A 5,788-nucleotide genomic window follows, 5' to 3' on the forward strand; every position below is an offset into this window, starting at 1 on the left:
TCATAACTTCCGCATTCCTCCCGACACTGACCCTACGGGTACAGTGCGGGGCTCCTGCGATTTCTAGCTGAGCCGCATTGGGCAGACATGGTTGACAATGCGAGGGATCCCTTTTTGAACTGTCCATGAGCTGGCAACGCCCAGATAATCGCACCGCTGCTCAATTGCGCCCGGTTTCTTTTGAGCGCCACTTTACCCGCTATGCCCCTGGCTCGGTGTTGGTCAAGTTCGGCCATACCCATGTCCTTTGCACCGCCAGTGTGGCCGAAGAAGTTCCCCCTTTTCTGCAGAACACCGGCCAAGGCTGGCTGACGGCTGAGTACCGCATGTTGCCCGGAGCCACGCAACAACGACAGCCGCGGGAAATGTTGAAACTATCGGGCCGTACTGCCGAGATTCAACGGCTCATCGGGCGCAGTCTGCGCGCCGCCTTGGATTTTCGCAAGCTGGGATCCCGTACCATCACCGTCGATGCCGATGTGCTGCAGGCCGATGGCGGCACTCGCACCGCCGCGATCACAGGGGGGTATGTGGCCCTGCACGACGCCATCACTTGGCTGTACAAACAGGGGGCGCTGGATCCGGCCCAGGGATCCCCGCTGCGGCAGCAGGTGGCGGCCCTTTCGGTGGGAATTGTGCAGGGAGAGGTACTTGTGGATCTGTGCTATGAGGAAGACAGCCAAGCCGAGGTGGACATGAACATTGTTATGAACGAGCAGGGATCCTTCATCGAGATCCAGGGCACTGCCGAAGCCGCCTGCTTCAGTCGCCCGCAACTGCTACAAATGTTGGAGATGGCCCAAGCCGGGATCCAAGAATTGCTACAAGCCCAACGGCAGGCTCTCAATTTAGAAAGATAGAGCCATAGCCGGACCCTAGCCTTGCAATGGTAATCCTTCAAGGCACTGCATATGGGATTGCATGGGTGTATATCCTGGTTGGCAAAGCGGTATTCCCTTGCTGTAAAGGAATGGCCGGGAAAGCTAAGATCAGCCAGTTGTTAAAATAAGTGAGCTCTCTGAAGCTCTCCTTTCGACGGTTTGAGCGTGTGGCTGAGGTGAATCGCTGCTCATTTGGCCTGAAGAAGTTGGCCCGGAGAACGCTGCATGTCCCGTTTTGTGTTCGGCTCGGAGGAACTTGCGCCACTGCTCAGGCAGCAAGGTTGGCGGTTTACCACTGGATATCTGCACATTCACCTCAAGGGACTGGATCCCTCTGAGGGTGCGGAACCCTGGGTGTTGACCTACTACCACGGCAGGCTGCTTTTTTCTGCCGATCAACCCCTCAACACGCAAATCCTGCTGAAACGACTCTCCCGCTTTATTCCTCGCCTCAACTTGGAATGGCCACAGCGGGCCATCTCGGTGGTGCAAGAGCGCTTGATGAAAGACCATTCCTTACCTGAGCTGCTGGAGGCTATCACGCAATTGGGCCTGCTCAAGCCGGGGGAGCTGGAAGATGCCCTGTGGCTCAACCTGCTTACCGATTTCGACCGCTACCTATTCGAACGGGCAGGCACCTGTTACTTTGAGGTGCAGGAGCAGGTCGCCCAAGAGGCCCCCATTGGCGGGTTTGAGTTGGAGCCGCTGCTGCAAGAAGCCGCCCGGCGCCACGATCGCTGGGCAGATTTGAAGGTGGCGATCCCAACCCTGTTGGCGGTGCCGGTGGTCAATTGGGAACGGGTCAACCGCTACCGCATCACCGATGAGCAACGACAGAAGCTCCACACCCTCACCAAAGATGGCCAGTCGCTGGAAGCAATCGCCAAGAAGCTGTGCCGGGATCGGCTGGAGGTGGCCAATCTCTTTGCCTCCTGGGCGAAAAAAGGTTTGGTCAGCCTACAAACACCCCAAGAGCTGCTGCAGACCAAGCGCCACAACCCGATAACCATCTTGGCGGTGGACGACAGCGTGGTGATGCAGGAAATCCTACGGCAGTATTTGCCCAACTATCAGGTGATTACAACGGGCAACCCCGCCGAGGTGCTTCCTTTGTTGTTTCAGCATCGGCCCCACCTGTTGTTGATGGATATCGCCATGCCGGGGATCGATGGTCTAGAGCTTTGCCGCATTGTGCGCAGCTTAGAAGAGTTTAAGTCCCTTCCCATCCTGATGGTTACCGCTCGCGATGGTCTGCTGGCCCGCATCCGCGGCAAATGGTCGGGGGCAACCGCCTACTTGACCAAGCCCTTCAACGAAAGTCAGCTTAATGCAGAGGTGAAGCGGCTTCTGGCCCAACAGCCGCCTGCCCACAGACAAAATCCTCTGTCGGTTCAGGGAGGCAGAACAGGTCATCCTGCCCTGTTTCAGGGATCCCCCCGTTCCCTCGAGGATCAAGCCAAGGCGTAGTGTCCTTCTGAGTTGATCCCCGTCGCCATTGGCTTTCCTGTCAAAATCAACAAAGGTTTTATGTTAGATAAGAAGTCAACTCAAGAGACCATAACTTGTCTGGGCTGACTGCTAATGTCAATGGATTGATAGCTCATTAGGACATGCCCAAAAGAGAAAAATAGGTTGCCGGGGATTTCAGAAACAAGAGACGAAGTAAGCATCCCATACACTGAAAACTTATCCGATCAACCTTCCTCATTGTCATCACGACCGGCTACTTCAATCTCTCTCAGGAACTGGCTTTTCCCCGCTGGCATTAGAGGTCGTTTAAGCCTTAGAGAAGCCTCACAAGGCTTCTGGCAAAAGAGTCCATACTAAGGGTACCGACAAACAAGCCCTGAAGACATGAAAAAAGATCGAACAGGGTTCAGCAGGCACTTCTGAAGGCAAACCAGAAATATTAAACGCTGTCGTGGATCCCGGCAAGATCAATGAGAGGGAGAAATCAAGCAGAAATTGCTCAGGATCCATGGACAGGGATCCCAAGAATACGTAAAATCGAGTAAAGAATGTAAAGAAAACGCCACACTTCTCCAATTGGTCCCGATCCCCAAGGAGCATTATGCTGCGACTGGAACACATTAGCAAAATCTATCCCACCGGTGAGGTGCTCAAGGATGTGAACTGGGAAGTTAAGCCTGGGGATCGCGTCGGCCTAGTGGGAGTAAACGGGGCCGGAAAGACCACCCAGCTCAAGATTATCTGCGGGCAAGAAGAACCGACCAGCGGCGAGGTGATCCGCCCCGCCAACCTGCGCATCGCCTATCTCACCCAAGAATTTGGAGTGGATCCCGCCCGAACGGTGCGAGAAGAGTTCTGGACAGTCTTTCAAGAGGAAAACCGCATTCACCAAGAAATTGCCCAAATCACCCAACAGATGGAGCAGGCGGACGCGGACACGTTGGAAACCCTTTTGCGCCGTCTAGATCGTCTACAGCGCCAATTTGAGAGTTTACATGGCTATGAACTGGAGGCGCGTATTGAGAAAATCCTGCCGGAAATGGGGTTTGAGCCGGAGGACGGGGATCGGTTGGTGAGCGCCTTCAGCGGCGGCTGGCAGATGCGCATCAGCCTGGGGAAAATCCTGCTGCAAAAACCCGATTTGATGTTGCTAGACGAGCCGACTAACCACCTAGACTTGGAGACCATTGAGTGGCTGGAAAACTACCTCAAGAGCTTGACGATCCCCATGGTGATTGTTTCTCATGATCGAGAGTTTTTGGATCGGCTTTGCACCCAAATTGTGGAGACGGAGCGAGGAGTTTCTACGACATACTTGGGTAACTATTCTCAATACCTACTCCAAAAAGCTGAACGGCGAGAGGCACAACAAGCTGCCTACGAACGTCAGCAAAAGGAAATTGAAAGGCAACAAACCTTCATCGATCGCTTCCGGGCCAGTGCCACCCGCAGCACTCAGGCCAAAAGCCGCGAAAAACAACTGGAAAAAATCGAGCGGGTCGAAGCACCCATTGGCGACGTGCGTACCCTCAAGTTTCGCTTTCCCCCTGCTCCCCGCAGTGGTCGCGAGGTGGTGAAGATCGAGAATTTGACGCACATTTATGGAGATAAGATTTTGTTTTTGGGTGCGGAGCTGTTGATCGAGCGTGGGGATCGCGTCGCCTTTCTGGGGCCCAATGGGGCAGGAAAATCCACCCTGCTGCGTCTTATCACCGGCCTAGAGCAACCTACCGAGGGATCTGTGAAATTGGGAGCACACAATGTGATCCCTGCCTACTTCGAGCAAAATCAAGCAGAGGCTTTGGATCTGAGCAAAACCGTCTTGGACACCATTCATGACGAAGTGCCCGACTGGAAAAACGAAGAAGTGCGCACGCTGTTGGGTCGCTTTTTGTTCAGCGGCGACGCCGTTTTTAAGAAAGTAGCGGCTTTGAGCGGGGGAGAAAAAGCCCGCTTGGCGTTGGCGAAAATGCTACTTCAGCCGGCCAACCTACTGATTTTGGATGAGCCCACCAACCACTTAGATATCCCGGCCAAAGAGATGCTGGAAGAAGCTTTACAGCATTACGATGGCACGGTGATCCTTGTTTCTCACGACCGCTACTTTATCTCAAAAGTGGCCAACAAGATTGTAGAGATTCGCAACGGAGAGTTGGTCGCCTACCAGGGCAACTATCACTACTATCTAGAAAAGATCGCTGAAGAGAAAGAGAAAGCCCGACAAGAGCGAATCGCTGCCGAAAAACGAGCCAAAGAGCGAGAAAAACAGAAAGCCAAAAAGGCAGCCGGCAAAACCTAAGGAGCCAAAGCAATGTTTACGGGTCTGGTTCGAAGTTTGGGCACAGCCCAGTTGATCAATTCTTCACAGCTACGGGTTACCTGTCCCCGGTTGCAACCTCAGTTGGCCTATGGAGATAGCGTGGCGGTGGACGGCCTTTGCCTGACGGTGGTGGAGATTCTGCCCGATGGATTTTTGGCCGATGTTTCGCCGGAAACCCTGCGGCGCTCGACTTGGGGCCAGGGATCCCTCGGCCCGCGCACAGTCAACCTGGAACCGGCGCTGCGGGTAGGAGACAAGTTAGGGGGGCATTTTGTCAGCGGCCATATCGATGGGGTGGGGCAACTGTGGGATCAAGCCGCCACTGGCAACGCCTGGGAGCTGAGCTTCAAGGTTCCTGAAGAGATCGGGCGTTACATCGTACCCAAGGGCAGCGTGGCGGTGAATGGGGTGAGCTTGACCATTGCTGAGGTGCGCCAAGGGGGCTGCTGGTTCAAGGTGGCTGTGATCCCCCAAACCTACCGCGAGACCAACCTTTCTCAGCTCCAAGTTGGGGATCCCGTCAACATAGAGGCGGATATTTTGGGCAAGTATGTGGAAAAATTGCTGGGCTTGCTGCCCCCCGAGAGCAGCGTTTCTCTGGAGTTTCTGGCCGAGCATGGCTATATCTAGGTACCTTTCCCATGATCCACCCCGAGGAAGTTGAGCGCCTGCGCGGCGTAAATGTTTATCTCATTGGGATGATGGGCAGCGGCAAATCCACCGTGGGATCGGAGCTGGCAGCCCAGTTGCGCTTTCAATTTTTCGACACCGATGGTCTGGTGGAGCAGGTGGGGGGTTCTTCCATCGCTCAGATCTTCGCCGAGCATGGGGAAGCCTACTTCCGGGATCTGGAGACGCAGGTGTTGGCCCAGTTGAGCAGCTACACCCGGTTGGTGATCGCCACAGGCGGCGGCATTGTGTTGCGCCCCAAAAATTGGAGCTACTTGCACCATGGCCTCACCGTTTGGCTGGATGCGACCCCCGAGCTGATTTGGCAGCGGCTCAAGCGGGATCCCGGCCAACGCCCCCTGCTGCAAACCCCCGACCCCCAAGCTGCCCTGTACAAGCTGATGCAAGAGCGAGAGCCGTTCTACGCCCAAGCCGATGTGCGGGTGCC

At 55.1% G+C, this 5,788-nt stretch carries 5 protein-coding genes; all 5 read left to right on the plus strand.

Translation table 11 applies throughout. The features are described 5' to 3' along the window. The first annotated feature begins 125 nt into the window (after positions 1 to 125). Positions 126 to 860: a ribonuclease PH gene (gene rph, locus NW837_RS13750; protein WP_011433341.1), complete on the plus strand. Its 735-nt coding sequence runs from the start codon at positions 126 to 128 to the stop codon at positions 858 to 860. Positions 861 to 1,106: 246 nt separating this feature from the next. Continuing rightward, complete coding sequence (locus tag NW837_RS13755) at positions 1,107 to 2,348, plus strand: response regulator (protein ID WP_011433340.1); 1,242 nt, start codon at positions 1,107 to 1,109, stop codon at positions 2,346 to 2,348. A 604-nt stretch (positions 2,349 to 2,952) separates the two neighbouring features. Continuing rightward, complete coding sequence (locus NW837_RS13760) at positions 2,953 to 4,650, plus strand: ATP-binding cassette domain-containing protein (protein ID WP_414332172.1); 1,698 nt, start codon at positions 2,953 to 2,955, stop codon at positions 4,648 to 4,650. Positions 4,651 to 4,662: 12 nt separating this feature from the next. Further along, positions 4,663 to 5,301, plus strand: a complete 639-nt coding sequence (locus NW837_RS13765; protein WP_414332173.1) for a riboflavin synthase — start codon at positions 4,663 to 4,665, stop codon at positions 5,299 to 5,301. A gap of 11 nt (positions 5,302 to 5,312) precedes the next feature. Next, the coding region (locus NW837_RS13770; RefSeq protein ID WP_414332174.1) for a shikimate kinase at positions 5,313 to 5,788 on the plus strand (476 nt) is incomplete at its 3' end.

This window comes from Synechococcus sp. R6-10 (assembly GCF_047461815.1).
GTDB lineage: Bacteria > Cyanobacteriota > Cyanobacteriia > Thermostichales > Thermostichaceae > Thermostichus.

Bases quoted from the DNA above. Each gene is read 5' to 3' on its own strand.
- rph (WP_011433341.1), top strand. From the start codon at position 126: ATGAGCTGGCAACGCCCAGATAATCGCACCGCTGCTCAATTGCGCCCG.
- NW837_RS13755 (WP_011433340.1), top strand. From the start codon at position 1,107: ATGTCCCGTTTTGTGTTCGGCTCGGAGGAACTTGCGCCACTGCTCAGG.
- NW837_RS13760 (WP_414332172.1), top strand. From the start codon at position 2,953: ATGCTGCGACTGGAACACATTAGCAAAATCTATCCCACCGGTGAGGTG.
- NW837_RS13765 (WP_414332173.1), top strand. From the start codon at position 4,663: ATGTTTACGGGTCTGGTTCGAAGTTTGGGCACAGCCCAGTTGATCAAT.